Below are 25301 nucleotides of genomic sequence, written 5' to 3'. Positions count from 1 at the left end.
GGCCCGGCGGGGCGGGAAGCCCTAGAACGGGAAGCCGCTCCGGCCGTGCTGCACCGAGATCCACTTCAGGGTGGTGAACGCGTCCAGCATGGTCTCGCCGTTCAGCCGGCCCACGCCCGAGCTCTTCTCGCCGCCGAAGGGCACGATCGGCTCGTCGTGGACGGTGCCGTCGTTGACGTGGAACATGCCGGTGTCGATCTGCTTGGCGAAGTTCACGCCGCGCTCGATGTTGCCGGTGTGCACGGCGCCGCTGAGGCCGTACGGGGTGTCGTTGACGATCCGGACCGCCTCCTCCTCGCCGTCGACCGGGATGAGGAAGGCGACCGGGCCGAAGACCTCCTGCCGGAGCAGGGCGGAGTCGGCGGGTACGTCGGTCAGGACCGACGGCGACACCAGGTTCTCGTTCGTCTCGCCGCGCAGCAGGGCCGTCGCGCCCTCGGCGATCGCCTGCTCGACGGTGCCCGAGACGGCGTCCGCCTGCGAGGAGTTGATGACCGGGCCGATGACGGTCTGCGGGTCGCGCGGGTCGCCGACCTTCAGCGACTTCACCTTGGCGACGAACTTCTCGGTGAACTCGTCGGCGATCGAGCGGTCGACCAGCACGCGGTTGGCGGCCATGCAGACCTGGCCCTGGTGGACGTACCGGCTGAAGACCGCGGCGTCGACGGCGTAGTCGAGGTCGGCGTCGTCGAGGACCACGATGGCGCTGTTGCCGCCGAGTTCGAGGACCGAGCGCTTGAAGTGCGAGGCGCAGACGGTGGCGACGTGGCGGCCGACCTTGTCGGAGCCGGTGAAGGAGATGACCTTCGGGACCGGGTGCTCCAGGAAGGCGTCGCCGATCTCCGCGATGTCGGTGATGACGACGTTCAGCAGGCCCTTGGGGACGCCCGCGTCCTCGAAGATCTTCGCGACCAGGGAGCCGCCGGTGATCGGGGTGTTCTGGTGCGGCTTGAGGACCACGCCGTTGCCGAGCGCGAGCGCCGGGGCGACCGACTTGATCGACAGCAGGAAGGGGAAGTTGAAGGGGCTGATGACGCCGACGACGCCGACCGGGACGCGGTAGACGCGGTTCTCCTTGCCGTCGATCGGCGAGGGGATGATCCGGCCCTCGGGGCGCAGGGCGAGGTGGATCGCCTCGCGCAGGAACTCCTTGGCGAGGTGGAGCTCGAAGCCGGCCTTGAGGTGGGTGCCGCCGAGCTCGGCGATGATCACCTCGGTGATCTCCTGCTCGCGCTCCTCGATCAGCTTCAGGGCCTTCTCGAAGACCGCGCGGCGGGCGTACGGGTTGGTCGCGGCCCACTCCTTCTGGGCACGCGCGGCCGACTTGTAGGCCTCGTCGACCTCGTCGACCGTGGCTATGGTGATCGACGCCAGCTTCTCGCCGTCGTACGGGTTGAAGTCGATGATGTCCCAGGAGCCGGTGCCCGGGCGCCACTCACCGTCGATGTACTGCTGGGCCAGGTCAGTGAAGTACGACGACATGTGATCCCCAAATCACTAGCGGACGCGCGATCTGCATCACGGTCTGATCACACGTCATCGTACGTGTGACGCAAGCGAGTTGGGGACAGACAGCTAACTTCTGGGGAGAACCCTAGGAGAGTTGGAGGAGACCCCGCAGAAGATCCCGGCTCTCGGCCGGCCCCGGGCTGTCCTGCTGGAGCTCCTTGAGGGCGTTCTCGTACTGGGCGACGTCCTCGCGCTTGTCCAGGTAGAGGGCGCTGGTGAGCTGCTCCAGGTAGACCACGTCGGTGAGGTCGGACTCCGAGAAGCTCAGGATCGTGAACGCGCCGCTCTCCCCCGAGTGCCCGCCGAAGCTGAACGGCATGATCTGGAGCCGCACGTTGGGGTGCTCGGAGATCTCGATGAGGTGCTGGAGCTGGCCCCGCATCACCTCGCGGTCGCCGTAGGGGCGGCGCAGGGCGGCCTCGTCGAGGACGATGTGGAAGTCGGGGGCGTTCTCGGCGACGAGGTACTTCTGCCGCTCCAGACGCAGCGCCACCCGCCGCTCGACGTCGGCCTCGCTCGCGCCCTTCATGCCGCGCCGCACGACTGCACGTGCATACGCCTCGGTCTGGAGCAGTCCGTGCACGAACTGCACCTCGTAGGCGCGGATGAGGGAGGCGGCGCCCTCCAGACCCACATAGGTGGGGAACCAGCTCGGCAGGACGTCGGAGTAACTGTGCCACCAGCCCGCCACGTTGGCCTCGCGGGCGAGGGAGAGCAGCGACATGCGCTCGGCCTCGTCCGTGATGCCGTACAGCGTCAGGAGGTCCTCGACGTCCCTGGTCTTGAAGCTCACCCGGCCCAACTCCATCCGGCTGATCTTCGACTCGGAGGCGCGGATGGAGTAGCCCGCGGCCTCGCGCGTGATCCCCCGGGCCTCACGCAGTCGCCTGAGTTGTGATCCGAGCAGCATGCGCCGCACCACCGATCCCGGCTCTCCCGCGCTCACGTTCGCCAGCCTCCCCAACCGTCTTCCGGGGCCGAAGTCTGCCACTAAAACACTTCGAGCTGTACTCGTCCGATTACAGAGATGGAAAGAAGCCAAAGATTCCACACAGGAGGTGGTGGCGAGAAGGCAAGAGAGAGAAGGAAGTTGGCGGAAAAAATGCCCAACAAGCGGTACGGGAACGTCCAAGTCGGTCACGTGCACGTGCATCTGCACCTTGCATCTGCACCACACATCCGAAACCATGGTCCCGCGCAACCGCTGCATCGCAACGACCGCGAGTTCCCGGGAGTGCCTCGCATGGGGATGAATGGATCGACCATGCTCGAGCCGTTACGGCAGGGCCTTCCGCCACTGGACCCCACGGCCGTGTCCAATGCCGCCTCCTGTGCCCTGCCCGCCCGCTACGAAGCGGTGCGCGAGGCACGGCAGTTCACCCGCAGAACGCTCGACCAGTGGGACACCGGCGACCGTTTCGACGACGTCTGCCTCGTGGTCTCCGAACTGGTCACCAACGCCCTGCGCCACGGACTGCCGTCGGGCAACGGCCAGGCTCCCGACCGGATTCCGCCGGTACGGCTGCATCTGATGCGCTGGACGGACCGGTTGGTGTGCGCGGTGCGCGATCCCAGCCATGACAGCCCGGTGGCCCGCGACTCGGACGACTTCTCCGCGGAGTCCGGCCGTGGCCTGTTCCTCGTCGACTCCTTCGCCGACAGCTGGGGCTGGCACCCGCTCGCGGGCACCCTCAGCGGCAAGGTCGTCTGGGCCCTGTTCCGGCTCCAGCCCCGGGAGACCGCCGAGTGAGCCGCCGCGGCGTTTTTCGACGCCGCGGTTCTACGCGCGTCACCGCCCGTAGGGAACCGGTCACCCCGGGCTGACCGGGGCGCCGTGCGCCCTCAGCTCGCTATCAGGTGGTCGAACTCGCCGTCCTTGACCCCGAGGAGCATCGCCTCGATCTCCGCGCGCGTGTAGACGAGCGCCGGACCGTCCGGGAAGCGCGAGTTGCGCATGGCGACGCCGCCGTCGGGCAGTCGCGCGAACTCGACACAAGAACCCTGCGAGTTGCTGTGCCGGCTCTTCTGCCAGGCCACCCCGCTCAGATCCGTGGCCGCCATGCCGTTGTACACGTCCATGCCGTTGTACACGTCGTGGTCCACAGGTCGCTCCCCGGTGGTGCGGTGGCCTTGGGGCCAATGATGCAGTGGTCAACTGTTCCGGATCATAGCTCTGTTCACGTGCAGATGCATGAGCAGATGCACGTGCACGCGGGGTGCTCCCGTGGTTACAGATGTGACGTCCGTGGCGCTACATCCGTTCCAGCGCATGCCCCAGAGCCCGCATCACATGCGACCTCCAGCCCCCGTCCATGATCGTCCGGGCCATCTGCTGCGCGGGGTCGTCGGGGTCGAATCCCTCGTGCACTAGGAAGAGACGCGTTCCACGCCCTTCCTGTTCCAATCTCCACGTGATGGTCCAGTCCGCGGAGTTGGCCGGATCGGCGTCGGTCCAGCGGACGCTCAGCATCCGCTCCGGTTCCCAGCCGAGAACCTCCACGTCGACGGTGCCGGAGAAGCGGGAGTTCGGCCGCGGGACGGCGGTCATCGTGTACCGGTGACCGACCTGGAGGCGGAACGCCTCGGCCCCTTGCATCTGCCACTGCACGAGCAACCCGGGCTCGGTGAGGGCGCGCCACACCTTGGCGGGCGGGTGCGGGAAGAACTGGTCGACGCGGATGACGGTGAGGCCGTCGTCAGGCAGGGCGTTCATGGCGCGTCATCGTCGGGCATCCGGTCCAGCAGTGCACCGAGCCCCTTCAGCCGGTCGCGCCAGAACCGCTCGTACGGGTGGAGCCAGTCCTGCACCTCGGCGAGCGGGGCCGCCTCCAGGCGGTAGATGCGCTGCCGGCCGGAGCGCTGCTCGGAGACGAGGCCGGCCTCGCGCAGCACCTTCAGGTGCTCGGAGAGGCTGGGGCGGGCCATGTCGAAGTGGTCGGCGAGGGCCTGCACGGGCTGGGGACCGCCGTCGCGCAGCAGCCGCAGCACGTCACGGCGGGTGGCGTTGGCGAGCGCGGCGAAGACACGGTCGTTCGCGGCGGCGGTACCCGTCCCGTTCATGGCGAGGTCAGAAGCCTTCCTTCTCCGTCAGCAGCATCAGACCGTTGCCGTCGGGGTCCGTGAAGGAGGCCATGCGGCCCCAGGGGAGCTCGTCGGGGCCCTGCACGGCCACCCCGGCCCCGGCGAGGCGCACGCAGTCGGCGTCGACATCGGTCGTCACCAACATGATCCCCCGGGCTTCACCGGGCCGGAAACCACCCATCCCCGGCCCGGCGAGGGTGAGGACGGTCTGCGCACCGGCGGGCGCCACCTGGAGCCAGCGGCCCGGCGGCAGCTCCCGGTCGGCGGTGACCTCGAAGCCGAGGACGTCCCGGTAGAAGCGCAGGGCGCGGTCCTGGTCGGAGACGGGGAGGGTGACGAAGGAGGCGTGGGTGATGGTCATGCGGACACAATAGGTAGGAGATTCCCTACGCGTCAAACGTAGGGAATCTCCTACCTATAGCCGCTCACCTGGCGCTGGAGTACGGCAGCAGCGCCATCTCCCGGGCGTTCTTGATCGCGCGGGCCAGCTGCCGCTGCTGCTGGGCCGTGACGCGGGTGACGCGGCGGCTGCGGATCTTGCCGCGGTCGGAGACGAACTTCCGCAGCAGGTCGGTGTCCTTGTAGTCGATGTAGGTGATCCCGGCCGCGTCCAGCGGGTTGGGCCGGTTCTTGGCGGGCTTGCGCTCGGGCTTGCGGGGCATGGGGGGTCAGACCTCCAGGAGGGTGTCGAAGGCGGGCGGCAGCCGCTTCCAGGCGTCGCGGCCCGCGGCGTACTCGGCGTCGGTCAGCAGGCAGGACTCCAGCAGCCGTTCGAGTCCGTCGCGGTCGAGGGCGGGGGACGTGAAGACGAGGTGCTGGCAGCAGTCGCCGTGCTCGGGGTGCCAGTCCAGCGCGGCGGCGGCCCGGCGCACCGGCGGGACCATGTCCCAGGCGGCGTCGGGGAGGGAGGCGAGCCAGGGGCCCGCGCTCTCGACGCACAGCGCGCCGCCGGCCGCGTCCCAGTGCAGCAGCACGTCGGGCCGGTCGGCGAGCCAGAACCGGCCCCGGCTGCGGGCCGCCGCGCAGGTGATGTCCTCCAGCGCCTCGTAGAGCCGCTCCGGATGGAAGGGGCGGTTCCGGTGCCAGACGAGGGTGGAGACGCCGTGCGCGTCGGCGTCGGCGGGGAGGAGCGCGCAGGCGGGGTGCTGGGCGGCGGCCGCGGCTTCGACGTCGAACCCGGCGAAGGCGGCGCGCGCCAGCGGCGAGGACGCGGACGCCGTGGCACCGCCGGGTGCGCCCGCCAGGTCACCGGGGCCGATCGGGACCTGGCGGGCCGTCGGGTGGAGCTGGGCCAGCAGCTCGCGGTCCTCGTCGTCGGCCTCCTCCGAGTCGGCCACGGCGAGGACGGGGGCGTACTCCAGCTGGCGGGCGAAGGTGTCGGCGACCGTGCGCTGGTCGGTGGCGGCCGCGGCGAGGCCGCGTTCCGCCAGGTCGTCGCCGTTGCCCAGGCAGGGCAGGACCAGCGCGGGGTCGACGGCGGTGATCACGCCCGTGACGGTGAGGCCGCCGGCGGTCACCACCTCCGCCATGGCCTTGGGCTCGACGGAGTCCCACAGCTCGACGACCGCGAGGCGGGTCGTCCGGTCGTCCGCGAGCCGTCGCAGCTCCGGCACCAGGTCCTCCCGCAGCGCACAGCACGCACAGTCGTTGACCAGCGGGGCCTCCCCCGCCGACACGATCCCGGAGGCGTCCCGGATCGTCCGGACCACGGTGCCCGCCGCGGCCGTCGCCAGGTCGTGGTGGAGTACGACGCTGCCGGGGACGTCGGCGAGCAGCTGCCCGACGGCCGCCTTACGGGCGTCGGCGTGCAGCCCGCCGACGATCACGACGGAGAGCATCAGCCCTTCTTCCCGTACCGGCGCTCGAAGCGCTCGACGCGGCCGGCGGTGTCCAGGACGCGGGCCGTGCCGGTGTAGAAGGGGTGGCTGACGTTCGAGATCTCGACGTCCACCACCGGGTAGGTGGCGCCGTCCTCCCACTCGATCGTCCTCTCGCTCGTCATCGTCGAGCGGGTCAGGAAGGCGTAGCCGGCGGCCCGGTCACGGAAGACGACGGGCCCGTAGGCGGGGTGGATTCCCTTGCGCATGGCGGTGCTCAGCGCTCCTCTCGGAAGTCGACGTGACGGCCGGCGACCGGGTCGTACTTGCGCAGCGTCATACGGTCCGGGTCGTTGCGGCGGTTCTTGCGGGTGACATAGGTGAAGCCGGTCCCGGCGGTGGACCGGAGCTTGATGACCGGGCGGAGTTCGTTGCGAGCCATGGCGTGTATCTTACTGAAAATGAATTCCATTTACACAACTGCTTCGAGAGAGGTGCATCACCCGTGTCCGCCCACTGCATGCTGACCGGCGCCCGGCCCGGCTTCGGCAACCGCATCTCCCACTCCCACCGGCGCACCTCGCGGCGCTTCGACCCCAACATCCAGTCCAAGCGGTACTGGCTGCCCAGCGAGGGGCGGTACGTCCGGCTACGGCTGAGCACGAAGGGGATCAAGACCGTCGACACGATCGGCGTCGAGGCGGCCGTGGCGCGCATCCGGGCCCGGGGAGTGCGGATCTGATGGCCAAGAAGAGCAAGATCGCGAAGAACGGGAAGCGGCAGGAGATCGTCGCCCGGTACGCCGAGCGGCGCGCGGAGCTGAAGGAGATCATCCGGCGCCCGTCCTCGACGGATGCCGAACGGGCCGCGGCCCAGCGGGAGTTGGGCCGCCAGCCGCGGGACGCCAGCGCCACCCGGGTCCGCAACCGGGACCAGGTGGACGGCCGGCCGCGCGGCTACTTCCGGGCGTTCGGACTCTCCCGGGTCTCCCTGCGGGAGCAGGCGCACGCCGGGTACCTTCCGGGGGTCCGCAAGTCCTCCTGGTAGCTTGCTGCGGTCTCCGCGTCGCCCGCCATCCGCCAGGGAGCTTCCATGACTTCGGCTTCGGTGAACTTCTCGCGTACCGCGACGGCCGCGGCCATGGCCCTGGCGGGTGTCCTCGCCCTGGGCGCGTGCAGCTCGGACGGCGGGTCCGACTCCGACGACTCCACGCCGAGCGCGAGCGCCTCCACGGGCGCCGCGCCCAGCGGGTCGGCCTCCTCGTCGGCCGCCGCCTCCGGCGAGCTGGCCGGCAGCTGGCTCGCCACCACCAAGGGCAAGGCCGTCGTGCTGATGGTCAACGGCACCGAGGCCGGGCTGTTCGCGACCGGCGGGACGGTGTGCAGCGGGACCGCGGGCGAGGAGTCCGGCATGCAGATGATCCGCCTCAAGTGCACGGACGGCAGCAAGGACCGGGCCACCGGGATGGTCGACTCCGTCGGCAGGACCACCCTCAAGGTGACGTGGGAGGGCGGCCTCGGCACGGAGACGTACACCAAGGCCGAGGGCGGCAAGCTGCCGTCCGGCCTGCCGACGGCGAGCCTGGGCTGACGGTCAGACGGCGGGACCGTTCGGGACAGGCGGGGGCGGGCAACCGTTCCCCGGGCCCGTGCGTGATGATCCATGCACGCGACTCAGCGGCACCAGGCCGCCCACAGCACTCAAGGACCCATCATGCGCGCCCTTCCCCTCGCCGCCACCGCCCTCGCCGCGGCCTTCCTGTTGACCGCCTGTTCCGACGACGGCGGTGACGGCGGCGGCAAGGACACCGGCACCGGCACCTCCGCCAAGGCCGGCGCCCCCTGCGCGATCGGCGAGATGGGCGTGCGGGTCGGTCCCGCCAACGCCGCCCCGGCCGCCGGCGACACCGGCAACGTGCCCGTGACGATCACCAACAAGACCGGCGTCAAGTGCACCCTGGACGGCATGCCCGGCGTCGAGCTCTCCGCGGGCGGCACCGCGGCGACCGTCGCGCCCGACCCCGCCGCCGAGGCGCAGAAGACGACCCTCGCCAAGGGCGCCTCGATCTCCTTCACCCTCACCTACGTGCGGGGTGAGACGGGCGGCCAGGGCAGTCTCGCCGCGACGAGCGCGAAGTTCAGCCTGCCGGGCGCCCCGGACACGCACGACTTCACGTGGTCGTACGGCGATGTCGCGCTGAAGAAGGACGGGAAGACCCCCGACGCCACGGTGTCCGGATTCCAGGAGTCCAGCGACTGATCCCCGTCACCCCAGGGGCCTGCGGGACTTCACCTGCGCCCGGTCCGCCGCCTCGGCGCCCTCCACCCAGCCCGCCTCGTCGTTGACGCCGCGCAGGCGGGTGGTGGTGGTCTCCGGGAACATGCGGTCCACGCGGTCGGTGACGGCGACCTCGCGGGTGGCGAGGACCGGGAGCAGGTCGTCGCCGACCTGGGTCTCGGCGGCGGCGCGCAGGCGGGTGCCGACGCGGTGGGCGTAGGCCGCGAGGAAGGACTGCCGGAAGGTCTTGGTCCGCTTCCGCCCGCCGGCCCGCTGGGCGGCCTCCGCCTTCGTCATCGCGGCCGTGGCCTGCACCAGGAGCGAGGTGTAGAGGAGTTCGACGGCCTCCAGGTCGGGGCCGAAGCCGACGACCGTGGAGAAGGCGAACGGCTCGTTCCACACCGCCCGGCAGTGGTTGGCGGTCGCGACCGCGTCCAGCAGCACCGCCTTGGCCTGCTCGTACGGCGGCTCGACCCCGATCCGGCAGGCGCCGGGGATGTCGTGCGTGGGCGCCTGGGCGTCCAGCAGCGCCTCGTCGACACTGTGCCGGGCCATCAGCTCCTGCGCCTTGGCGGTGAGCGCCTCCGCCTCGTCCGGGTAGCCCGTCGCCTCCGCCTTGGCGAGCAGCGCGCGGATACGGGTGAGCATGCGCGGCTCGGCCGTGGCGTGCGCGTGCCGGGTGACGGGCTCGTCCACCGGTTCCAGCGCGGGCAGCCGCAGCAGCAGGCGGTACAGCTCCAGGAGCGCGGTCGCGTGCGAGAAGCGGTCGGTGCGCGGTGCCGGATCGGCGGGCAGGTCGGCCAGCTGGGCGGCCCAGCGGGGGCCGCGCGCCCGGTCGTCGGGCGCCTGCCGCCGGATCAGCGCCGACAGCAGGCGCAGGTGTACGTCGTCCAGCTCGCGCCGTGCCACCCGGACGACGTCGGCGGGCTGCCAGCCGCGGCGCCAGGCGGCGGCGACGAACTCCCGCCCCCGGCGTTCGAGTTCGGGGTCGGCGTCGGGGGCGGCGGCGAGGAGGGAGGCGGCCGTGTCGAGGGCGGCGTCGGTGTCCGCGTAGAGGGCGGCCTCGAAGGCGCGGTCGACGGTGCCGGGGGTGCCGGGGTTTTCTCCGCTGGAGGTACTGCTGCTGGTCACGGGGCGATCGTCTCACTCCCCGAAAATCGGGTGCCGCGGCCCATGGGCGCTTCGAGCATGGGCCGCATGATGGACATGTCTCTCTACGCGGCCTTCCTCGTGGCCGCTTTCGCGCTCTGTGTGACTCCCGGCCCCGACATGATGTTCATCGTGGCGATGGGCGGCCGGGGCGGCCCGTCGGCGGGGGTGATGGCGGCGTTCGGGGTGGCCTGCGCGATGTTCGTGCACACGGTCGCCGCGGCGCTCGGCCTGTCGGCGCTGTTCCTGGCGCTGCCGACGCTGTATCACGTGCTGCGCTGGGCGGGGGCCGCCTATCTGCTGTACCTCGCGGTGAAGGCGTTCCGGGACCGTTCGCCGGTCGGCGCGGGGGCCGTGGCCGGGCCCGGGTTGCGGCGGGCCTTCTGGCAGGGCGCGGTGACCAATCTGCTCAACCCCAAGGTGATCCTCTTCAACGTGGCGTTCCTGCCCCAGTTCGTGGCGCCGGAGCTCGGGCACGTGTGGGAGCAGTTCCTGCTGCTCGGGCTCTCGATCACGGTCATGGGGTTCGCGGTGGACGGTTCGATCGGGCTGCTGTCCGGGAAGCTGGCGGAGCTGCTGCGGCGCAGCCGGCGGGTGGCGCGGGGGCTGAACATCTTCAGCGGGACGGTGTTCACGGGGCTGGCGGTGCGACTGGTGGCCTCCGCGCCGAAGTAGCGAGGCGAGTGTCAACTCCGGGTTGACGCTCTGAAGGTGTCAACCTATGGTTGACACATGACGACGAACCCCAGCATCACGTCATCCGTACGCCTCGACGACCTCATCGCGGCCATCAAGAAGGTCCACGCCGAACCCCTCGAACAGCTCGAGGACGCCGTGATCGCCGCCGATCACCTCGGTGACGTGGCCGACCACCTGATCGGCCACTTCGTGGACCAGGCCCGCCGCTCCGGCGCCTCCTGGACCGACATCGGCAAGAGCATGGGCGTGACCCGGCAGGCGGCGCAGAAGCGGTTCGTGCCCAAGGAGGGCGGTGACCTCGGCGCGAACCAGGACTTCAGCCGCTACACGCCGCGCGCCCGCAACGTGGTGATGGCCGCCCACAACGAGGCCGTCGCCGCCCGCAGCGCCGAGGGCCGGCCCGAGCACCTGGTCCTCGGCCTGCTGGCGGAACCGGAGGGGCTGGCCGCCAAGGCGATCGTCGCGCAGGACGTCCTCCTCGACACCGTCCGCCAGGCCGCCGGCGCCGCCCTCCCGCCCGCCGCCGAGAACGCGCCGGAGCTGGTGCCCTACGGCTCCGACGCCAAGAAGGTCCTGGAACTCACCTTCCGCGAGGCCCTGCGCCTGGGCCACAACTACGTCGGCACCGAGCACATGCTGCTGGCCCTCCTCGAATTCGAGAACGGCCACGGCCTCCTGTCCGGCCTCGGCATCACCAAGAAGGCGACGGAGGCGAACATCGCGGCGGCGCTGTCGGAGTCCACGGGGCAGTGCGGCAGCGGCGCGTCGTGACCGGAGCCGTTGTCAGACCCTCCTGCGACACTCGCAACCATGACCGACCGCTGGGCGCTCGCTCCGGCCGAGGACGGTGGCGTGCAGGTCGCCCCCCTCGGTGACGACGGGCTGCCCGTCGGAGCGGTGGTGCGGGAGGCCGACCTCGCGGCGGCCGTGCGGGGGCGGCCGGAGGTCACGCGGTGGGTGTGGCGCTCCACCGCCGAGATGTACCCGCGGCTGCTCGCCACGGGGGTGCGAGTCGAGCGGTGCTACGACATCGAGGACGCCGAGACCCTGCTGCTCGGCCACGCCGGACGGTCCGGCGAACCCCGGTCGGCCGCCGCCGCGCTCGCCCGGCTGCGCGGCGGCCCCGTACCGCCCGATCCGCCGCTGCGCTCCGCCGCCCCCGGTTCGCAGTCCTCCCTGTTCGAGCCCCAGGCCGTCCACCTCCCCCTGACCGACCTCGTGGAGGTCTACGCCGACCAGCTGCGCCGCCAGGACGCCACCGCGCACCCCGACCGGATGCGGCTGCTGATCACCGCCGAGTCGGCCGGGATGCTGGTGGCCGCCGAGATGAACCGCGCCGGGCTGCCGTGGCGCGCCGACGTCCATCGCGCCGTGCTGCACGAACTGCTCGGCGAGCGGTACGCCGGCGGCGGTGAGCCCCGGCGGCTCGCCGAGCTGGCCGACGAGGTGTCCGCCGCGTTCGGGCGCCGGGTCCGGCCCGACCTGCCCGCCGACGTGGTCAAGGCCTTCGCGCAGGCCGGCGTCAAGGTCTCCTCGACCCGCCGCTGGGAGCTGGAGTCCGTCGACCACCCGGCCGTGAAGCCCCTCATCGAGTACAAGAAGCTGTACCGGATCTGGGTCGCCCACGGCTGGTCCTGGCTCCAGGACTGGGTGCGCGACGGACGGTTCCGCCCGGAGTTCCTCTGCCACGGGACCGTCACCGGCCGCTGGGTCACCAACGGCGGGGGCGCCCTGCAGATCCCCAAGGTGATACGCCGTGCCGTCGTCGCCGACCCCGGCTGGCGGCTCGTCGTCGCCGACGCCGACCAGATGGAACCGCGGGTGCTCGCCGCGATCTCCCGCGACCCCGGCCTGATGGAGGTGGCCGGCCGCGAGAGCGACCTCTACCAGTCCGTCTCCGACCGGGCCTTCTCCGGCGACCGCGACCAGGCCAAGCTCGCCGTGCTCGGCGCGGTCTACGGCCAGACCTCCGGCGACGGCCTGAAGAACCTCGCCGCGCTCAGACGCCGCTTCCCCAAGGCGGTGGCCTACGTCGACGAGGCGGCCCGCGCGGGCGAGGAGGGCCGGCTCGTCCGGACCTGGCTCGGCCGCACCTGCCCGCCCGCGGCCGGGTCGGGCGAGGACGCCGCCGACGAGGCCGGCATTCCCCAGGAGGACGACGGGTGGGTGCCGGGCCACACCTCCACCAACGCCCGCGCCCGCGGCCGTTTCGCCCGTAACTTCGTGGTCCAGGGCAGCGCCGCCGACTGGACCCTGCTGCTGCTCGCGGCACTGCGGCGGAGCTGCGCGGACATGGCGGCCGAGCTGGTCTTCTTCCAGCACGACGAGGTGATCGTGCACTGCCCCGAGGAGGAGGCCGAGCAGGTCGTCGCCGCGATCCGGGAGGCGGCGGCGCTGGCGGCCCGGCTGACGTTCGGGGAGACGCCGGTGCGGTTCCCGTTCACGACGTCGGTGGTGCAGTGCTATGCCGACGCCAAGTAGGGAGCCCGGTGTTCCGCCGGGTCAGCTGTCGAGCAGCTCCCGGAGCTCGGCCAGGACCTCCTTCTTGTCCGTGCCGTCCAGCGCGGCCAGCGCGGTGCGCCACTGCTGGTACGCCTCCTCGGTCCGCCCCGACGCCCGCAGCAGCAGCCCGTACTGGTGGCGGGCGAGACCGCCCGTGTAGCCGTCGGCGCGGGCGTCCGCGCGGCGCAGCAGCTCGGCGCACTCGCTCTCGCACGCCTCGGTCCGGCCGAGCAGCCGCAGCGCGCGCACCAGGCCGAGCCGGGACTGGGACTCCCCGTGCCAGTCGCTCTGGCCGCCGAGCATGCTCAGGCTCTCCTCGAAGTGCGTTACGGCGGCGGCCGGTTCGCCCAGGGTGAGGTGGGCGTAACCGATGTTGCAGTGCGCCGAGTGCGCCACGATGACGTTGCCGATCTCCAGACCGATCGCCAGCGAGCGCCGGTGGTACTCGATCGCGGTGCGGGGGTCGGTGTGCTCGTACAGGTTGCCGAGATGGCCGTAGGCCACCGCGTCGCCCCAGGGGTCGTCCAACTGCGGTGACAGGTCGAGGCACTCCAGCAGCGCCCGCTCGCACTCGGCGTACCGGCCGAGGCTCTCCAGCAGCAGGCCCTGGTTGCCGAGGCAGCGCCGGACCCGGGAGATCATGCCGAGCCGCCGCCACAGCGCCGTGGCCCGTTCCGTGAAGGCGAGGGCCTCGCCGTGGTGGCCGGCGAGGAAGTGCATGCCGGCGAGGTCGGTCACCGCGTACGCCTCGGCCACCTCGTCGCCCAGGCGCCGGGCCAGCCGGAGCGCCACCTGCCCGAGCACCTCCATCTCGGCGATGCGGCCGCCGCGTTGGAGGCAGGGGAAGACGAGCCGCAGCATGGTGGAGACATGGGCGGCGGTGCGCTCGTCGGCGGCGTCCGCGTACCGCTCGGCGAGCGCGACGATGTTGTCCAGCTCCGCGGTGCTCCAGGCGAAGGCCGCCTCGGGGCCGGTGAAGGGCGGTACGGACAGGACGTGCGCCGTGTGCTCGGGCGGTTGCGCCGGGGTCGGGCGGCGCCGGTCCTCCTGGTCGAAGCCGGGCACGACGGTCTCGGTGAGGACGCGTTCGGCGACGGCCGTGTACCAGCGCACGCCGGTCCGGGCGACGTCGACGGCCTGTCCGTCCTCGGCGAGTTCGCGGGCGAAGTCGCGGACCAGGTCGTGCGGGGTGTAGCGGCCGTACGACGTCTCCTCCAGCAGGGCCACGTCGACGAGCCGGTCCAGCGCCTCCTCCGCGCGGTCGGTGTCGGTGCCGAGGAGCCGGGCGACGAGCGGGGCGCTGTAGGTGGGCAGGTGCAGGGCGCCCAGTCGGCGCAGTGCGAGGGCGGCGTCGCGGTCGGAGCGGCGGCCCGAGGCGGCGAGCGCGTCGTGGGCGACGGCCAGCGAGCGGCGTACGGACAGGTCGTCGTACTCCAGCCGCTGCAACCGGCCTTCGGTCGCCGCCAGTTGGTCGGCGAGCACGTCCGGGGTGAGGGCGCGGCGGGCGGCCAGGCGGGCGCCGACGATGCGCAGGGCGAGGGGGAGGCGGCCGGTGAGTTCGACGAGGGGGTGGGTGGCGTCGATGCGGTCGCTGTCGTCGTCGGCCGCGCCGTCACCGGGGGCGGGGCCGCGGCCCGAGGCCGCGCGCAGCAGGGCCGCGCTCTCCTCCGCCGACAGCGGTTCGAGCGGGAAGCGGCGGGCTCCGTCGAGCGCGGTCAGCGGGGAGCGGCTGGTGACGATCACCGCGCAGCCGGGGCCGGCCGGCAGCAACTGCCGTACCTGCGCGGCGTTCTCGGCGTCGTCCAGCACCATCAGCGTGCGCGTCGGCGCGAGCATCGAGCGCAGCAACGCGGCCGCCGCGTCAGGGTGTTCGGGGATGGAGCGGGGGTCGGCCCCGAGGTCGCGGAGCAGCGCGGTGAGGGCCTGGGCCGACGTGAGGGGGGTCATGCCCGGGGTGGCGCCGTGCAGGTTGACGTACAGCTGCCCGTCGGGGAAGCGGTCCCGCAGGGCGTGCGCCGTGTGCAGCGCGAGCGCGCTCTTGCCGACACCGGCCATGCCGCTGATGACGGCGACGGGGGTGTGGTGGTCGGCGGGGCGGGGGGCGTGCGGGTCGTGGGGGGCGAGGGGGTCGAGGACATCGAGGGTGGCGCGCAGGTCGCGCAGGTGGGTGGTGCGGCCGGTGAAGTGGGGTGGGGGTGGGGGGAGCTGGGCGGGGCGGGGCGGCTGGCTGGTGGTGGGGGGCGGTGCGGGATCGGCGTCGGTGGCGGGGTCGGGGCGGGGGGCGGGGCCGGGCGTGCTCGCGGCGCCGGCGGAGGGGGTGCCGCCGGAGAGGGCGCCGGTATTCTCCGCCCCGCCGGGGTCGCTGCCGGCTGCCGTCTCTGTCGCCGTGCCGGCGTCCTCCGTCTCCGGGGTGCCCCGCAACACCTCGACATGCGCCTCCCGCACCCCCGCCCCCGGCTCCACGCCGAGCTCCTCGATGAGGCGGGTGCGCAGATCGCGATGGACGGCGAGGGCCTCGGCCTGGCGGCCGGTGCGGTGCAGGGCCAGCATCAGCTGGCGGTGGAAGGTCTCGCGCAGCGGGTGCTCGGCGGCGAGCGCGGTCAACTCCGGTACGACGGCGTCCAGTCGGGCGCCGCCGAGGGCGAGCTCGGCGTCGTACCGCCACTCCAGGAGCAGCAGCCGGGCCTCCCCCAGCCGTTGCACGAAGGCGTACCCGCCCAGCTCGGGCGGCAGCCCGGCGAGCGGGGTGCCGCGCCACAGGGCGAGGGCCGCGGCGCTCGCGCGCACCGTGCGCTCCCAGTCCCGCCCGGCGTGCGCGGCACGGGTCTCGGCGGTCAGGGAGTCGAAGACATGGACGTCCAGCTCGCCCTGCTCGACCCGGAGCAGATAGCCGGGCGGCACGGCCCGCAGCCGGTCGGGGTCGTCGAGCAGCCGGCGCAGCCGGGTGACGTGGTTGTGCAGGGAGGCCTGCGCGGAGGCGGGCGGTGTCCCGCCCCACAGGGCGTCCTTGAGCGCGTCGACGGAGACGGTGCGGCCGGCCTCCAGCAGCAGCGCGGCCAGCAGCGCCCGCACCTTGGGGCTGCCCACGACGCGGGCGACCGAGCGCCCGGCGGCACCGTCAGCTGCCCTGTCAGCTGCCCTGTCGGCGGCCCGCTCGACGTCGTACAGGACCGGCGGACCGAGGAGTCCGAAGCGCAGCTCGCACCGCTTCACACCGACCCACTGCCTTCCCACGCGCTGTGCCTGGCGACATCCCACCGTTGGCCACATGTTAGCGATCCGTTGGTGCCACCTGATGTGATCACTTCATCGGATCTGGCCCGAGGGTGCGCGCGTCAATCGCGTTACTCGGGGGAGTGTCGCCGTCGCGGCCGGATCCGGGGATGTGACAGGGCCCCGGTCGGCGGAGGTGATCGACCGGGGTCCTCGTCCATGTGCCGGACGCCCTGGTCAGATGATGGGCGGTCGCCCCAGCCGGGTCAGCCGCCACACCGTGCGCCACCGCATCGGCCGCCGCTCCCCGGCCGGCTCCCGCAGCCCCTCCGCGAAACCGCCGAACCAGGCGCGCAGCCCGGCCCCGGACCGGTTCCGTACGAGGGTGAGCAGCACCCACACCCCGAGATGGACGGGGATGAGCGGCAGCGGCAGTCGCCGCCGGGCCAGCCAGACCCGGTTGCGGGCGTTGACGCGGAAGTAGACGGCGTGCCGGGCGGGCGAGGTCTTCGGGTGCCGGAGCAGCAGCTCGGGGGCGTACAGGATGCGCCAGCCCGCGTCGGCCGCCCGCCAGGCCAGGTCGGACTCCTCGTGCGCGAAGAAGAACCGCGCGGGCCAGTCCCCGATCTCGTCGAGCATCGCCATGCGGAAGCCGTGTCCGCCGCCGAGGAAGCCGGTGACGTACCCGCCGCGCAGCGGATCGGCGGCACCGAGACGGGGCACGTGCCGCCGCTGGGTCTCGCCGTGCTCGTCGGCGATCCGGAAGCCGACGATGCCGAGCCGGTCGTCGGCCGCGAACAACTCCCCGACGCGCCGCAGTACATCGGCGTCGACGAGCAGCCCGTCGTCGTCCAGCTCGACGACGACGTCGACGTCCCCGAACTCCCGCAGCCGGGCGAGCCCGGCATTGCGCCCGCCGGGACAGCCGAGGTTCTCCTCCAGCTCCACGACGGTGACCTCACCGGGCAGCGACAGCCGCTCGGCGAACTCCGGCAGCCGGCAGCCGTTGCCGACGATCACGATCCGGGTGGGCGGGAGGTCCTGCTTGGCCACGGACTCCAGCAGGGCGTCGACCTCTGCGGGCCGGTTCCCCATGGTCACCACGGCCACGGCGACACGCGGCGGCTGCGCTGTCTTCCCCATGCCCTCACCTCATCCCGGCTCGCTGCTACCGCCGCGATGCTAGTGGTTCACGGTGCGGACTTCTCAAAGACCCTTCATGTACGACCACGGCCTCGACAACCCGCCCCTGTGACTCACACCACACCAGCCGGGTGCATAGCGGGGCCGGGCCCGACGTCCTTATCAAGGGTGTGAGGGAGAAACGACGTTGAGGGTGTGAGGGAGGGGCGACGCCGGTGAGGCAGGGGCGGTCCGACGCGTTCGACCGGTTCGTGGCGAACCGGTGGCCGGCGCTGCTGCACCTGTCGCGGCTGCTCACCGCCGGGGACCGGCACCGGGCCGAGGACCTGTTGCAGGAGGCGCTGGTCAAGCTCTGGTTCGCCTGGCCGAAGGTGGCCGATCAGGCGCCCGAGGCCTACGTCCGCAGGATCCTGGCCCGTGCCGCGGCCCGCTCGGCACGGCGTCGCTGGTGGGGCGAGCAGCCCACGGACCCGCTCGACCGGCTGCCCGACGCCCCCGAGCCGGCGGACGAGACCGCCGCCGTGGACGAACGGACCCGGCTGGAGGCCATGCTGGCGCAGCTCCCGGCACGGCAGCGGGCCGCGGTGGTGCTGCGCTACTACCAGGACCTGCCCGAGCAGCAGGTGGCGGAGGTGCTGGGCTGCCCGCTGGGCACCGCGCGCTCGCTCACGGCGCGGGGGGTCGCACGGCTGCGGCGGCTGATGGCGGAGGCGGCGGAACCGGTGCCGACATCGGTCTCGTCGGCGGAGTGAAGGGCGGGTGGAGAAGGAGCCATGGAGCACTTCGAGCAGGAGCTGGCGAGCATGATGCGCGAGGGCCACGGCCAGGAGGGGACGGGGTACGAGGACCGGCACCGCCGGCGCCTGTACGCGGCCGTCCGCGCCCGGCAGCGGACCCGCAGGGCCTGGATGGCCACCGCCTCGGCGCTGACGATCGCCGGACTCGGTGCCGTCCTGATGACCCTGCCGAACTCCTTCGCCCAGAGCGGCCCCACGGCACCCGACCGCCGCCCCGCCACCTCCGCCGAGCCGCTCCCGAGCCGCTCCGCCGCCGACGGGGCCCCGCGGCCGGGGTTCACGTCGGGCACGGTCCCGGTCGCGTCACCGCACCATCCCGCCACCGACGGAAAACGCACCACGTGACCGACGAGAACGCGCTCGTGGCGGCACGACGCGACGCCCCCGCCCCCGCACCGGTTCCCTGGCAGCAGCACCTGCGCCGCTTCGGCTACGCGCCCCGCCCCGTGGCCTCCCTGCGAGACCGCCTGACCGCCCCCTTCCCCACCCCCTTCGCCCGCTGGTCGGGCTGGGCCGGCCCCCTGCTGGTGGCGGCCCTGGCCGGAGTGCTGCGTTTCTGGCGCCTGGGCAGTCCGCACGCGGTCGTCTTCGACGAGACGTACTACGCCAAGGACGCCTGGTCGCTGCTGCGCCTCGGATACGAGGGCACCTGGCCGGACCGCAAGATCGCCGACCCGCAGATCCTGGCCGACCCGCAGGTGATCCCGCTCTCCGACCCGGGGGTGTTCGTCGCCCACCCGCCCGCGGGCAAGTGGGTGATCGCGGCCGGTGAATGGATGTTCGGCCTCGACCCGTTCGGCTGGCGCTTCATGACGGCGGTCCTGGGCACGCTGTCGGTGCTGATGCTGTGCCGCATCGGCCGCCGCCTGTTCCGCTCGACGCTGCTGGGCTGCCTGGCGGGCACGCTGATGGCGCTGGACGGCCTGCACTACGTCATGAGCCGCACCGCGCTGCTCGACCTGGTCGTCATGTTCTTCGCCCTGGCGGCGTTCGGCTGCCTGCTCATCGACCGGGACACGACCCGGTCCCGGCTCGCGTCAGCCCTGCCGCCCGACGACCGGGACGGCGGCGTACGCCCGGACGCCCGCACCGCCGCCCGCGCGGGAGCAGGGCTGCGCCCCTGGCGCCTCGGGGCAGGCGTCTGCCTGGGGCTGGCGTCCTCTGCCAAGTGGAACGGCCTGTACTTCCTGGCCTTCTTCGTGGCCCTGACCCTGCTGTGGGACGTCGGCGCCCGCCGGATCGCGGGAGCGCCCCGCCCCTACCGGGCGGTCCTGCGCAAGGATGCGGGCTGGTCACTGCTGTCCCTGGTCCCGGTGGCCGCGGTGACCTACCTGGCCACCTGGACCGGCTGGTTCCGCTCCTCCGCCGGCTACGGCCGCCACTGGGCGGACGCCCGCGGCGGCACCTGGTCCTGGATACCGGCCCCGCTGCGCAGCCTGTGGCACTACGAGTACGGCGTCTACCAGTTCAACGTGCACCTGGACTCCTTCCACAAGTACGAGTCGAACCCGTGGAGTTGGCTGGTCCTGGGCCGCCCGGTGCTGTTCCACTACGAGTCCCCGAAACCGGGCACGGACGGCTGCCGCGCGGCGACGGACTGCTCCCAGGCGATCCTGGCCCTGGGTACCCCGGCCCTGTGGTGGACGGCCTGCGCCGCCCTCGCCTACCTGCTCCACCGCTGGGCCCTGCGCCGCGACTGGCGCGCCGGCGCCGTCCTCTGCGGGGTGGCCGCCGGGTACCTCCCCTGGTTCCTCTACCAGGACCGCACGGTCTTCTCGTTCTACGCCGTCGTCCTCGTCCCGTACCTGTGCCTGGCCGTCACGATGATGCTGGCCGCCCTGCTGGGCCCACCGGAGTCGACGGAGGCGCGCCGCACCCGGGGCGCGATCGCCGCCGGTGTGGTCGTCCTGCTCATCGCCTGGAACTTCATCTACTTCTTCCCGATCTACACCGGCCAGACGATTCCGTACGCGGACTGGCATGCGCGGATGTGGCTGGAGACCTGGATCTGAGCCGCCCTCGGGACGCGAACCCGAGACCTGGAACGCATACCGGTTGGGCCCGACTCCGGCTACGAAACCCTCGCAACAGCGAGGAGACGGACTCGATTCCGTTTTGTCATGTCTCTGGCTGGGCAAAGGTAAGTGGCGTGTTCATACCGCACTCCTCACACCAGAAACGCGAGGCCCCCCACGTGTTAGGAACGTCGCTCCCGGCAGACCTGAAGACACGTCCCAGTGGGATCTCCGCCGAGTCGGCGTCGTCCAGACCCTCCCCCTCCAGGGAGCGGGGCGTTGGTGCACAGCATTGATGCCCCCTAAGTACGCCGTGACCCTCATGTCGGTCATCCTGGCCGGATTCGCCGTCATCGGCGTGGCAAACCTGATCAAGGTCTCGCACACCCCGCAGGGGCTCATCCTCTCCTCCGCCGTCGTGAGCTGCTGTTACGCCCTGCAGATGGCGCACTGTTCGCCTTCGGTCCGCGGCCGCCTCCAGATCGTCAACCGGCGCTTCCCCTGGACGCTGGCCCTCCAGGCCCTGCTCTCCGTCACCCCGGTGCTGTTCCTCGGCCACCAGTCGGGCGCCCTGGCCGGCTTTCTCGCCGGGGCCTGCACGGTGCTGCTGCGCGCCAAGTTGTCGTACGTGCTGTTCGGCGCGATCAACACGGCCGTCCTCGTCACCGCGCTGGCCACCGGGGACGACCTCTTCACCGCCGCCTTCATGGTGCTGTCCTGCGCGTCCATCGGTCTGATCACCACCGCGCTGAGCCGGCTGGTCGATCTCGTCACCGAACTGCACTGGAGGCGCGAGGAGTCCGCCTGGGTGGCGGTGTCCCGGGAACGTGTGCGGTTCACCCAGGACCTGCACGACCTGTTCAGCTACAGCCTGTCCGCCATCACGCTCAAGACCGAGCTGGCGAACCGGCTGATCGGCAAGGACGACGCCCAGGCACGCCAGGAACTCTCCGAATCACTGGCGATCACCCGCGCCGCCCTCGCCGACGTACGCACCGTGGTGCACGGCAGACGTTCCCTGCGCCTGCTCGACGAGTTCGAGCTCAGCATGCGCGTGCTCGACTCGGCGGGCATCGAGATGACGACCGAGGGCGACTTCCAGCACATCGAACCACGGGTCGGCAAAGTGCTCGCGGTGGTGCTGCGCGAAGCGGTCACCAACATGCTGCGGCACAGCCGGGCCACCCGGTGCCGGATCAGCCTGGCGACGACTTCCGACGGACCACTGCGGCAGCTCGAACTCACCGTGGCCAACGACGGTGTGAGCGGACCGGCCTCCGCCGACGGCCCCCATGTCGCGTCCGAGTCGCAGCACGGGGGCAGCGGGCTCGATCACATGGCGGCGCGCGCCGGGCAGCTCGGCGGCAGTCTGCGCACCGAGAGCGTCGACGGCTGGTTCGTCCTCGTCGTCCGCGTCCCCGCCCCGCGGCCTCCGGCCGCGCCCCCGGTACCCGTTCCCACTTCTCCGACGACCTTCGAGCACCTCTCTAGCGGGCCCGAGCACGGTCTCTGAGCCCCGGGAGGCCGGCCGGACCGCGATCCGGGCCCGGCCGCCGGTCAAGGCTCACCGTCTGCTCGGAGGGGAACCAGTGGAACAGCAGAAACGACTGACTCCGCACATGCGCCACTACGAGGAGTTCGCCACCGGCGACATCTGCTGGACGCCGTACGTCATGTTCTTCAACCGGCCCGGCTTCCGCTCCCCCGTGATCAACACCGACGCCGGAGGCTTCCGCCACTCGGTCTCGGCGCGGGGGGCGTTCTCGCTCAAGGGCGAGCTGCCCGACGGTCCGGTGAGCCTGATGCTGGGGGCCTCGCCCGCCTTCGGGCTCGGGGCGACGGACGACGCGCACACCATTCCGTCCCTGCTCTCCCAGGCACCGGCGGCCCGGCCCTGGCTCAACCTCGCCGCGCCCGCCTTCAACTCCACGCAGGAGACCCTGCTCTTCCTGATGCACCGGGGGGAACTGCCCGCCGTACGGGACATCGTCGTCTACTCCGGTCTCAACGACCTCGTGGTCGGCGGGCTGCCCGCCGCGGACAGCGGATACGGCCAGTTCTTCTTCTCCGGCGAGTTCTTCCGGCAACTCGGTGTGCCCGCGCTCGGACAGGGCGTCAAGCAGCCGGGGTGGGCCCAGGGGCGGCTGGCCCAGGCGGCCCGGCGGCTGGGCGGGGAGACCCGGCAGGAGGACCGGTCGCTGGCAGATCCCGAGAAGCGGATCGACATCGCTGCCGTTACCACCGGGCGCGATCTCGCCCGGCTCGTCGAACTCGCCGCTCCCACCGGGGCCCGGGTGCTGTTCGCCCTCCAGGCCACGGCCTCCTGGAGCGGCAAGCGTCTCACCGAGCAGGAGCGGCTGCTCATCGAGGAGAACTACAGCCGGCGCGCGCAGATGTGGAACCTGTTCCGGCAGATCCTCGACCCGGCCGTGCACGCCGCCTACGCCCAGCGGCTCGCCGCCGTCTGCAAGCAGCACGGCGTGCCCTTCCTCGACGTCAACGAGGCGCTGGGGGCTTCACCGGAGCGGGACGCCTGGCTGTTCGTGGACCAGACGCATCACACGGACACCGGTTCCCGCGTCGTGGCCGACATTCTGCGCGCCGAGTTCGCCCTCGCCTGAACGCGAGCTCCGCCCACTCTCCCATCGGGGTGCCCCCCGTTCCCACCGTGAGGTGATCACTGTGTTCCGCAAGCTCGCCGCCCTGTTCAAGCAGCGCAGGAATCGCCGCCGGCGCCGCAAGGACAACACCATCTACCCGATGTTCTGAGGGAAGGTGCCGCTGCGTCATGTCCTCCCGCTACCGCACGCTGTACCTGCGCGCCCTGTCTCCGGGCGCTCCCGATCCGCTCGCCCCGGAGGACGGCCGGGGTCTGCCGTCCACCGATGTCCACGCCCGCTCCGACCCCGAGGCCGCTGAACGGCAGATGCTCGCGCTGTGCGCGGAAGCCGCCCGGTGGAGCGCCGCGGAGACCGACGCCTTCGCCGCGGTGCTCCCTGGCGAAGGGGAGGATCTCGACGAGGCCGTCCGCCGGGTGCTGCGCAACTGCGCCCCGTTCGCGCTCAGTGCCGGGGCCTGGCTGCAGTGGCTGTCGGCACCCGGCAACTCGGAGACGGAACCCGTCCTGCGGACCCTGACCTTGTACGCCGCGGACGTCGGGGTCGGGCTCCCGCTGGCCGATCGCGGCAGCGACTTCCGTGAGCTGCTGCGGCGCCACGGTGTCGCGGAGGAGCTGCCCGGCGTGCTGCTCGCGGGCAGCGAGTCCGTCGACGGGTTCAGCTTCCGGCTGCCCGCGCTGCTGCTGACGATGAGCCGGCTGCCCGACACCTACCGCTGCCACTTGCTCGGAGCCGACCTGTGCCTGCGCCACCTCGGCGTGCTGCCGCCGCTCGCTGCCGTGCTGCGGGCCACGGACGCCCAGGACGAGACGTACGAGACGCTCGACCTGGGCGCGGCGCGGGCCGTCGGCGGAACACCCGGGCGCGAACTGTCCTGGGCCGCCGTACGGGCGCAGTTGACGGCGGCGGCCGAGCCCGGTGCCGTACCGGGCCCCGACGGTACGGCCGGTCTGCTGCTGGAGGGGTTCCGGTGGGCGCTGCGCGAGGTGCGGGCCTGGAGCGAGCGGCTGCGTCAGGAGACCGCGCTGTCCCTGCACCCCGACTACGGAGTCTGGAGACTGATCCACACCCGGGCCCGGCAGGCGGCGGTCTACCACTCCGGTTTCCGGCTGGAGGGACGCCCGCTGTCGGAGTGGTTCACCGATGTCGGCGCCGGTCCCGCGCCCTTCCTCGCGGCGCTGGCCCGCAGCAGACTCGTCCGCCCCGGAAAGCCTGAGTCCAGCCCGCTGCTGGGCCGGCTCATCGGCCCCGAGGGGCCCATGTTCCGCATCTTCACCGAGGAGGAACTCGCCCTGCTGCGGCGGTGGATACGGCGCCTTCCCGAACCGGGGTCCGTGCTGCATCCCGACCCCCCGGATGCCGTGGACACGGCGGACACGGCGGACACCGCGGACGCCCCGAGCGCCACGGACACCGCGAGCCGTCAGGCCGGGCTGCACCGGGCTCAGGCGGACTGGCCCGGACGGGACGGACCGGCGCGGGCGGTGGCCCGGGCGGCCGTCGCGACGCCCGCCCCCGCACCGCGCGGTCCCGCCACCGCCCGCCGCCCCGCCCTCACCCCGCGCGCGGCCCGCGAGGCCTACCCCCTGCTCCTGGGGCGCGCCGACTCGCCCGGTCTGCGCGCGTTCGCGCACGCCTACGCGACCCGCTGGCTGGCCCGCTCCCGATACGCCCTCAACCGGCCGGCCAAGGGTGCCCTGCCCGAGCGCTGGGACCGGGAGAACGGGCTGCGCCCTTGGCTGGCCCGGGCCCACGACCAGCATGCCGAGGGCTTCGACGAGGAGCGGGTGGACCTGCCCAGCCGGGCCGAACTCATCGACTCCACACTCCAGTTGGCGCCGCTCATCATGATCGACGGCGGCTGGTTGCAGGGGTTCACGGACTACCGGCTCGCCGCGTCCCGGGCCGGCCACTTCCTGTTCCGTACCTACTGGGACGAGCTGGGCAACGGGGAGCTGGAGCTCAACCACCCGCGGATCTACCGGGCCCTGCTGCGCCAGATGGGCATCGATCTGCCGCCCACCGCCTCGCCCGAGTTCATCGCCTGGCCCCGACTGCGCGACGAGGCCTTCGCCATGCCGGTGTTCTGGCTGAGCGTCTCCCGGTTCCCGGAGGAGTTCATGCCGGAGATCCTCGGGCTCAATCTGGCGATGGAGCTGTCCGGGGTCGGCGGCAGTTACCGCGATGCCCGGGTGGCGCTGCGGCACCACGGTTTCAGCACCCAGTTCGTCGATCTCCACAACACGATCGACAACGTGGCCACCGGTCACTCTGCGTGGGCGGCCGACGCGATCGACAGCCATCTCAACGAGCTGCCCGCGCGCCCCGGGCCCGGCGGCGAGAGCGAGGTCTGGGAGCGCGTCCGGGTCGGCCAGCGCTCCCTCAACCCGCCCGCCGGCCGGGCCGCCGCCCTCTACGCCGCGCTGCGCACCGTACGCCGTACCCCGCCCCTCGCGCGCCTCGCGCCCGCCTCCCACTGAC

27 protein-coding genes are annotated in these 25301 nt (G+C 72.3%); 14 read left to right on the top strand and 13 right to left on the bottom strand.

Annotated features, from left to right (window positions below):
• Nucleotides 1–21 precede the first annotated feature (21 nt).
• Together DI272_RS25535 and DI272_RS25530 are read right to left on the bottom strand one after the other, a co-directional pair.
• The gene (locus DI272_RS25535; protein ID WP_109497600.1) at nucleotides 22–1482 is read right to left on the bottom strand and encodes an aldehyde dehydrogenase family protein; all 1461 of its coding nucleotides are present in this window, start codon (nucleotides 1480–1482) and stop codon (nucleotides 22–24) included.
• 112 nt (nucleotides 1483–1594) lie between these two features.
• On the bottom strand, nucleotides 1595–2419 hold the full coding sequence (locus DI272_RS25530) for a helix-turn-helix transcriptional regulator (protein WP_109497599.1): 825 nt from the start codon (nucleotides 2417–2419) through the stop codon (nucleotides 1595–1597).
• A 354-nt stretch (nucleotides 2420–2773) separates the two neighbouring features.
• Here DI272_RS25530 and DI272_RS25525 point away from each other — a divergent pair, with 354 nt between their 5' ends.
• The gene (locus DI272_RS25525; RefSeq protein ID WP_258314673.1) at nucleotides 2774–3259 is read left to right on the top strand and encodes an ATP-binding protein; all 486 of its coding nucleotides are present in this window, start codon (nucleotides 2774–2776) and stop codon (nucleotides 3257–3259) included.
• A 92-nt stretch (nucleotides 3260–3351) separates the two neighbouring features.
• Here the strand turns inward: DI272_RS25525 and DI272_RS25520 are convergent, their stop codons facing one another.
• The 8 genes from DI272_RS25520 to rpmG form a co-directional block, all read right to left on the bottom strand.
• Complete coding sequence (locus DI272_RS25520; RefSeq protein ID WP_109497597.1) at nucleotides 3352–3612, bottom strand: DUF397 domain-containing protein; 261 nt, start codon at nucleotides 3610–3612, stop codon at nucleotides 3352–3354.
• Nucleotides 3613–3760: 148 nt separating this feature from the next.
• Nucleotides 3761–4222 (bottom strand): SRPBCC domain-containing protein, encoded by a 462-nt coding sequence (locus DI272_RS25510; RefSeq protein ID WP_109497595.1) that lies wholly within the window; start codon nucleotides 4220–4222, stop codon nucleotides 3761–3763.
• Nucleotides 4219–4569, bottom strand: a complete 351-nt coding sequence (locus tag DI272_RS25505) for a helix-turn-helix transcriptional regulator (RefSeq protein WP_109497594.1) — start codon at nucleotides 4567–4569, stop codon at nucleotides 4219–4221. Before DI272_RS25505 ends, DI272_RS25510 begins: the two co-directional genes overlap by 4 nt.
• Nucleotides 4570–4576: 7 nt before the next feature.
• Nucleotides 4577–4951: a VOC family protein gene (locus DI272_RS25500; protein WP_109497593.1), complete on the bottom strand. Its 375-nt coding sequence runs from the start codon at nucleotides 4949–4951 to the stop codon at nucleotides 4577–4579.
• A 64-nt stretch (nucleotides 4952–5015) separates the two neighbouring features.
• Nucleotides 5016–5252 (bottom strand): 30S ribosomal protein S18, encoded by a 237-nt coding sequence (rpsR, locus tag DI272_RS25495; RefSeq protein ID WP_109497592.1) that lies wholly within the window; start codon nucleotides 5250–5252, stop codon nucleotides 5016–5018.
• A gap of 6 nt (nucleotides 5253–5258) precedes the next feature.
• Nucleotides 5259–6428 (bottom strand): GTP-binding protein, encoded by a 1170-nt coding sequence (locus tag DI272_RS25490; protein WP_109497591.1) that lies wholly within the window; start codon nucleotides 6426–6428, stop codon nucleotides 5259–5261.
• Nucleotides 6428–6676, bottom strand: a complete 249-nt coding sequence (locus DI272_RS25485) for a type B 50S ribosomal protein L31 (RefSeq protein ID WP_109497590.1) — start codon at nucleotides 6674–6676, stop codon at nucleotides 6428–6430. The genes DI272_RS25490 and DI272_RS25485 overlap by 1 nt, the downstream gene beginning before the upstream one ends.
• An 8-nt stretch (nucleotides 6677–6684) precedes the next feature.
• Nucleotides 6685–6849, bottom strand: a complete 165-nt coding sequence (rpmG, locus tag DI272_RS25480) for a 50S ribosomal protein L33 (RefSeq protein ID WP_015658813.1) — start codon at nucleotides 6847–6849, stop codon at nucleotides 6685–6687.
• Between the two features lie 63 nt (nucleotides 6850–6912).
• Here rpmG and rpmB point away from each other — a divergent pair, with 63 nt between their 5' ends.
• From rpmB to DI272_RS25460, 4 genes are all read left to right on the top strand, one after another.
• Complete coding sequence (gene rpmB, locus DI272_RS25475) at nucleotides 6913–7149, top strand: 50S ribosomal protein L28 (protein ID WP_109497589.1); 237 nt, start codon at nucleotides 6913–6915, stop codon at nucleotides 7147–7149.
• The gene (gene rpsN / locus DI272_RS25470) at nucleotides 7149–7454 is read left to right on the top strand and encodes a 30S ribosomal protein S14 (RefSeq protein ID WP_109497588.1); all 306 of its coding nucleotides are present in this window, start codon (nucleotides 7149–7151) and stop codon (nucleotides 7452–7454) included. Before rpmB ends, rpsN begins: the two co-directional genes overlap by 1 nt.
• A 45-nt stretch (nucleotides 7455–7499) precedes the next feature.
• Nucleotides 7500–7997, top strand: a complete 498-nt coding sequence (locus DI272_RS25465) for a hypothetical protein (RefSeq protein ID WP_109497587.1) — start codon at nucleotides 7500–7502, stop codon at nucleotides 7995–7997.
• A gap of 123 nt (nucleotides 7998–8120) precedes the next feature.
• On the top strand, nucleotides 8121–8666 hold the full coding sequence (locus DI272_RS25460) for a DUF4232 domain-containing protein (protein ID WP_109497586.1): 546 nt from the start codon (nucleotides 8121–8123) through the stop codon (nucleotides 8664–8666).
• Nucleotides 8667–8672: 6 nt separating this feature from the next.
• On the opposite strand, the gene DI272_RS25455 is transcribed toward DI272_RS25460, so the two are convergent.
• A complete protein-coding gene (locus tag DI272_RS25455) occupies nucleotides 8673–9815 on the bottom strand; it encodes a DUF2786 domain-containing protein (protein WP_109497585.1) in 1143 nt (380 codons plus the stop codon).
• Nucleotides 9816–9881: 66 nt separating this feature from the next.
• Between DI272_RS25455 and DI272_RS25450 the strand changes: the two genes are divergently transcribed.
• Genes DI272_RS25450 through DI272_RS25440 form a run of 3 tightly spaced genes read left to right on the top strand, consistent with a single transcriptional unit; the run spans nucleotide 9882 to nucleotide 13013 of the window.
• On the top strand, nucleotides 9882–10508 hold the full coding sequence (locus tag DI272_RS25450; protein WP_109501032.1) for a LysE family translocator: 627 nt from the start codon (nucleotides 9882–9884) through the stop codon (nucleotides 10506–10508).
• Nucleotides 10509–10565: 57 nt separating this feature from the next.
• On the top strand, nucleotides 10566–11303 hold the full coding sequence (locus tag DI272_RS25445; RefSeq protein ID WP_109497584.1) for a Clp protease N-terminal domain-containing protein: 738 nt from the start codon (nucleotides 10566–10568) through the stop codon (nucleotides 11301–11303).
• A 39-nt stretch (nucleotides 11304–11342) separates the two neighbouring features.
• The gene (locus tag DI272_RS25440) at nucleotides 11343–13013 is read left to right on the top strand and encodes a bifunctional 3'-5' exonuclease/DNA polymerase (RefSeq protein WP_109497583.1); all 1671 of its coding nucleotides are present in this window, start codon (nucleotides 11343–11345) and stop codon (nucleotides 13011–13013) included.
• Between the two features lie 21 nt (nucleotides 13014–13034).
• Here the strand turns inward: DI272_RS25440 and DI272_RS25435 are convergent, their stop codons facing one another.
• Nucleotides 13035–16268 carry a BTAD domain-containing putative transcriptional regulator gene (locus DI272_RS25435; protein ID WP_258314672.1) on the bottom strand — a complete coding sequence of 1078 codons (3234 nt, stop codon included), beginning with the start codon at nucleotides 16266–16268 and terminating at the stop codon, nucleotides 13035–13037.
• Nucleotides 16269–16484: 216 nt separating this feature from the next.
• A complete protein-coding gene (locus DI272_RS25430; protein ID WP_109497581.1) occupies nucleotides 16485–17390 on the bottom strand; it encodes a glycosyltransferase family 2 protein in 906 nt (301 codons plus the stop codon).
• A gap of 215 nt (nucleotides 17391–17605) precedes the next feature.
• Between DI272_RS25430 and DI272_RS25425 the strand changes: the two genes are divergently transcribed.
• From DI272_RS25425 to DI272_RS25400, 6 genes are all read left to right on the top strand, one after another.
• Nucleotides 17606–18142 (top strand): SigE family RNA polymerase sigma factor, encoded by a 537-nt coding sequence (locus DI272_RS25425; protein ID WP_109497580.1) that lies wholly within the window; start codon nucleotides 17606–17608, stop codon nucleotides 18140–18142.
• Nucleotides 18143–18163: 21 nt separating this feature from the next.
• A complete protein-coding gene (locus DI272_RS25420) occupies nucleotides 18164–18532 on the top strand; it encodes a hypothetical protein (RefSeq protein ID WP_109497579.1) in 369 nt (122 codons plus the stop codon).
• Between the two features lie 17 nt (nucleotides 18533–18549).
• Nucleotides 18550–20199 (top strand): dolichyl-phosphate-mannose--protein mannosyltransferase, encoded by a 1650-nt coding sequence (locus tag DI272_RS25415; RefSeq protein ID WP_109501031.1) that lies wholly within the window; start codon nucleotides 18550–18552, stop codon nucleotides 20197–20199.
• Between the two features lie 298 nt (nucleotides 20200–20497).
• Nucleotides 20498–21715 carry a sensor histidine kinase gene (locus DI272_RS25410; protein ID WP_181387312.1) on the top strand — a complete coding sequence of 406 codons (1218 nt, stop codon included), beginning with the start codon at nucleotides 20498–20500 and terminating at the stop codon, nucleotides 21713–21715.
• A 76-nt stretch (nucleotides 21716–21791) separates the two neighbouring features.
• The gene (locus DI272_RS25405) at nucleotides 21792–22823 is read left to right on the top strand and encodes a GDSL-type esterase/lipase family protein (RefSeq protein ID WP_219933858.1); all 1032 of its coding nucleotides are present in this window, start codon (nucleotides 21792–21794) and stop codon (nucleotides 22821–22823) included.
• Nucleotides 22824–22990: 167 nt separating this feature from the next.
• Nucleotides 22991–25300: an iron-containing redox enzyme family protein gene (locus DI272_RS25400; protein ID WP_258314671.1), complete on the top strand. Its 2310-nt coding sequence runs from the start codon at nucleotides 22991–22993 to the stop codon at nucleotides 25298–25300.
• Nucleotide 25301: the final 1 nt, after the last annotated feature.

This window comes from Streptomyces sp. Act143 (assembly GCF_003143935.1).
Lineage (GTDB): Bacteria > Actinomycetota > Actinomycetes > Streptomycetales > Streptomycetaceae > Streptomyces.
The sequence above is the reverse complement of the archived record's forward strand: the minus strand, read 5'-3'. Positions and strand labels throughout refer to the sequence as shown.

Bases quoted from the DNA above. Each gene is read 5' to 3' on its own strand.
- DI272_RS25535 (WP_109497600.1), bottom strand. From the start codon at position 1,482: ATGTCGTCGTACTTCACTGACCTGGCCCAGCAGTACATCGACGGTGAG.
- DI272_RS25530 (WP_109497599.1), bottom strand. From the start codon at position 2,419: ATGCTGCTCGGATCACAACTCAGGCGACTGCGTGAGGCCCGGGGGATC.
- DI272_RS25525 (WP_258314673.1), top strand. From the start codon at position 2,774: ATGCTCGAGCCGTTACGGCAGGGCCTTCCGCCACTGGACCCCACGGCC.
- DI272_RS25510 (WP_109497595.1), bottom strand. From the start codon at position 4,222: ATGAACGCCCTGCCTGACGACGGCCTCACCGTCATCCGCGTCGACCAG.
- DI272_RS25505 (WP_109497594.1), bottom strand. From the start codon at position 4,569: ATGAACGGGACGGGTACCGCCGCCGCGAACGACCGTGTCTTCGCCGCG.
- DI272_RS25500 (WP_109497593.1), bottom strand. From the start codon at position 4,951: ATGACCATCACCCACGCCTCCTTCGTCACCCTCCCCGTCTCCGACCAG.
- rpsR (WP_109497592.1), bottom strand. From the start codon at position 5,252: ATGCCCCGCAAGCCCGAGCGCAAGCCCGCCAAGAACCGGCCCAACCCG.
- DI272_RS25490 (WP_109497591.1), bottom strand. From the start codon at position 6,428: ATGCTCTCCGTCGTGATCGTCGGCGGGCTGCACGCCGACGCCCGTAAG.
- DI272_RS25485 (WP_109497590.1), bottom strand. From the start codon at position 6,676: ATGCGCAAGGGAATCCACCCCGCCTACGGGCCCGTCGTCTTCCGTGAC.
- rpmG (WP_015658813.1), bottom strand. From the start codon at position 6,849: ATGGCTCGCAACGAACTCCGCCCGGTCATCAAGCTCCGGTCCACCGCC.
- rpsN (WP_109497588.1), top strand. From the start codon at position 7,149: ATGGCCAAGAAGAGCAAGATCGCGAAGAACGGGAAGCGGCAGGAGATC.
- DI272_RS25465 (WP_109497587.1), top strand. From the start codon at position 7,500: ATGACTTCGGCTTCGGTGAACTTCTCGCGTACCGCGACGGCCGCGGCC.
- DI272_RS25460 (WP_109497586.1), top strand. From the start codon at position 8,121: ATGCGCGCCCTTCCCCTCGCCGCCACCGCCCTCGCCGCGGCCTTCCTG.
- DI272_RS25450 (WP_109501032.1), top strand. From the start codon at position 9,882: ATGATGGACATGTCTCTCTACGCGGCCTTCCTCGTGGCCGCTTTCGCG.
- DI272_RS25445 (WP_109497584.1), top strand. From the start codon at position 10,566: ATGACGACGAACCCCAGCATCACGTCATCCGTACGCCTCGACGACCTC.
- DI272_RS25440 (WP_109497583.1), top strand. From the start codon at position 11,343: ATGACCGACCGCTGGGCGCTCGCTCCGGCCGAGGACGGTGGCGTGCAG.
- DI272_RS25430 (WP_109497581.1), bottom strand. From the start codon at position 17,390: ATGGGGAAGACAGCGCAGCCGCCGCGTGTCGCCGTGGCCGTGGTGACC.
- DI272_RS25420 (WP_109497579.1), top strand. From the start codon at position 18,164: ATGGAGCACTTCGAGCAGGAGCTGGCGAGCATGATGCGCGAGGGCCAC.
- DI272_RS25410 (WP_181387312.1), top strand. From the start codon at position 20,498: ATGCCCCCTAAGTACGCCGTGACCCTCATGTCGGTCATCCTGGCCGGA.
- DI272_RS25400 (WP_258314671.1), top strand. From the start codon at position 22,991: ATGTCCTCCCGCTACCGCACGCTGTACCTGCGCGCCCTGTCTCCGGGC.